The organism is Caloramator sp. ALD01 (assembly GCF_000472625.1).
GTDB classification, from domain to species: Bacteria; Bacillota; Clostridia; order Clostridiales; family Caloramatoraceae; genus Thermobrachium; species Thermobrachium proteoclasticum.
Genome location: NZ_AXAA01000062.1, coordinates 1 through 3,039, shown reverse-complemented (window position 1 = coordinate 3,039; position 3,039 = coordinate 1). Strand labels below are relative to the sequence as shown.

At 29.6% G+C, this 3,039-nt stretch carries 3 protein-coding genes and 1 tRNA gene; all 4 read right to left on the bottom strand.

Features of this window, described 5'->3' with window-relative positions:
- Window positions 1–241: 241 nt before the first annotated feature.
- Window positions 242–1,135 (bottom strand): cation diffusion facilitator family transporter, encoded by an 894-nt coding sequence (locus A3M9_RS0112175; RefSeq protein ID WP_027309423.1) that lies wholly within the window; start codon window positions 1,133–1,135, stop codon window positions 242–244.
- Between the two features lie 559 nt (window positions 1,136–1,694).
- Window positions 1,695–2,366, bottom strand: coding sequence for a Crp/Fnr family transcriptional regulator (locus A3M9_RS0112170; protein ID WP_027309422.1), 672 nt, complete (start codon window positions 2,364–2,366; stop codon window positions 1,695–1,697).
- A 161-nt stretch (window positions 2,367–2,527) separates the two neighbouring features.
- Complete coding sequence (locus A3M9_RS14735) at window positions 2,528–2,671, bottom strand: hypothetical protein (protein WP_156897914.1); 144 nt, start codon at window positions 2,669–2,671, stop codon at window positions 2,528–2,530.
- 243 nt (window positions 2,672–2,914) lie between these two features.
- Window positions 2,915–2,989, bottom strand: a tRNA-Asn gene (locus A3M9_RS0112160).
- Window positions 2,990–3,039 lie beyond the last annotated feature (50 nt).

The window sequence follows — 3,039 nt, the reverse complement described above, 5'->3', positions numbered from 1 at the left end:
TAGCTTCTTATTTGGTACGTTCGCTCTCGCTGTTCAGTTTTCAAGGACCGTTGACGCTTATTTATCTTATCACGTCTTTTTTATTATGTCAACTACTTTTTTGTTTTTTATTTCGCCGCCCTTGCGACGACTTTTATATATTAACACGCGATTTATAAATCTAATAAAGAAAAAGAGAAGAAATTTTAAATTTATATCATTATTTCTTCTCTTTTTATCATATTACTTACTTTTTCTTATTTCAACACTCCAGGTTGTGTTGTAATTCCTCTAAAATATTAGGTTCAACGTGTACCATACAGTGTTTTATGTTTTCAATACTGTTCTCTAAAACGTCGTGAACATCCTCTGCTATTTGGTGTCCATCCCTAACCGTTAAGTTTTCATCTACTAAAATTTCTAAATCAACATATATTCTATGCCCAAAGATTCTTGTTTTTAGATTTTTAATTCCCTCTACTCCAGCAACAGATAAAGTCAATTCTCTTATTCTTTTACAAGTCTCTTTATCTGCTGACTCATCAACTAATTCTTTAGTTGCCTTTACATAAAACTCTACGCCAACCTTAATAATGAAAAAGCTCACAATAAGTGCAGCTAACGGATCAAAAAAACTATATCCCATTCTTGCTGCAAATATACCAATAAATGTTCCAACTGAAGAGAAGGCATCTGAACGGTGATGCCAAGCATCAGCCTCCATAGATAAGCTCTTTATTTTTTTTGCAACTATAATCGTATACCAATACATACCTTCCTTAACTACTATTGATAGTAACGCTGCAATTAGAGCAATTTTACCAGGTGTAGCTATATCACCTGAAATTAGTTTTGCTATACCTTCATAGCCAATCATAAATCCAGTTATTATTAATATAATACTAATTATCTTAGCAAATACCGGTTCAAATTTTTCGTGTCCATAAGGATGTTCATCATCCTCCTGCCTTGATGAAATTTTAAGACCTAATATTACAACAAATGTAGCTAAAATATCCGATAAAGTATGCACACCGTCGGCTAACATTGCTCCACTCTTACCTACTATACCTGCAACTATTTTAAATATACATAAAAAAGTATTTATTGCTATTGTAATCCAAGATACTTGCGTACCTATTTTTTCTCTTTCCATTTATTTCACTTCCTTTTCAATTGAAATAAGTTACATAATAAATTTTATGCTCTAAATAATGAAATATCAACTTAAATAAATGAAATTAATTATTTTCAATTGATAATAGTTTTAATTATTAATGCCATTTAATCAACTTTTTAGTAGATATTGCTTCGCCTTATATTTTCCCTTAATATACTACTCAAAACTTTATATTAGGGTACAATATTTTTAACAATTCCTTGATACAAGCCATCTGCTTCTAATAACAGATAATAAAAAAATACTAATGTATAAAAAATTAACTATCTAAGCTTAGTAGAACAAACCCTTGAGTGTAAATAAATTTACCCAGCAGCATTGATGACACTCCTGTATATGATAGAAACTCATCAAGGTAGAATAAAAAACTGAGATACTTTAAACATCATACAAAATAGAAATAACAATACTATAAATACAAAAAAGCCCCAATAAAGGATTTCCAGATTAATTAACAGTCTTTAAAATGCATACCTTTAAATCCTTTATATGGGGCTAATCAATCTTTATTTTTAATTGTTTATATATAAACTAATTAAGTTAAATCTTTTAGAGTATCCAAATCCATTATTGTAAGTTCCTTACCATCTATATCAATTATTCCTTCGCTTTTGAACTTAAAGAGTGATCTTGTTAATGTTTCTCGTGTTAGTCCAACCATATTTGCCATATCCATTCTTGAAATGTCTAACTGAATTTTTGCACCTTCCTTTATCTCTACACCTTTAATTTTAAAAAGATGCATTATTAATGTGGCAGTTTTTTGAGTTGAATCCTTTAGAGAAAGATTTTCAATCTGAACTGCAACCATCCTTAATCTTTTTGCCATAATCTTTACAAGTTCAACTGCTATCTTTGGATGCTTTTCAAGAACTTCTTCAAGTTTTTTATTATCTATTACATATACAATAGTATCCTCAATGGCATCGGCACTTGCTGGATATGGACAAACTTCAAATATACAAGATTCTGCAAACACTTCTCCGTCAGTCATAATATGAATTATATGTTCTTTCCCATCTTGACTTGTTTTATATATCTTTACTTTTCCTTTTTTAACTACATAAACAGCCTGTGCCTTTTCCCCTTCCACAAATATGTTGCATCCCTTTTTATATTCTCTTTCTACTAAAATTTTTGATAGTGTTTTTAGACTCTCATCATCAAGAGTAGAAAAGAATTTCAATTTTTTTAAGATTTGTTCCATATCTTTGCCTCCAAAACTATTGTATTAAAGTATTATTTGTTGCTTTTTCTATCAACAACATTTTATATTTACACGAGCATTCTTCCGTAGAAAGAATGGTTACAATATCCCCAGTTTGAAAAATTATATCTCCATTTAGAATTATATCTTTTTCTCTTATTTTAACCGCCATAATTTGGTTCAGACTTAACAAACCTATCTATTATATATAAGTTAATTATAACTATTAATAAAATAATTATCATTATATATCTCTTTTCATTATATTTATGTAGTGCATATCCACGTATTAAATCAGCTTTCATTATCATTATTCTATATGCTATAACAAACTGTGTACTATACCTAAAAGTATACTATTTATTATTAACTTATTTTTTAACGTATTTGTCCTTAATAATAAATTTTTAATTCCTTCATTCTTCTTTTATATTCCTCCATTTTAGATGTTCTAATATTTTATTTTAACATATTTATATTAGGAAATAAACTTATGTGAAAACAAGCAATAAAAAAGAGGCCGCTTTTGCAACCTCCTACATTCAAAGTGGCTCCACGGAGAGGACTCGAACCTCCAACCCTTCGGTTAACAGCCGAATGCTCCACCATTGAGCTACCGTGGAATATTTTGTTTTATCCGGCAACGACCTACTCTCCCACACCGAATTGGTGC

Coding starts and splice junctions, on each gene's coding strand:
- A3M9_RS0112170 (WP_027309422.1), bottom strand. CDS start 2,366: ATGGAACAAATCTTAAAAAAATTGAAATTCTTTTCTACTCTTGATGAT.
- A3M9_RS0112175 (WP_027309423.1), bottom strand. CDS start 1,135: ATGGAAAGAGAAAAAATAGGTACGCAAGTATCTTGGATTACAATAGCA.
- A3M9_RS14735 (WP_156897914.1), bottom strand. CDS start 2,671: ATGAAAGCTGATTTAATACGTGGATATGCACTACATAAATATAATGAA.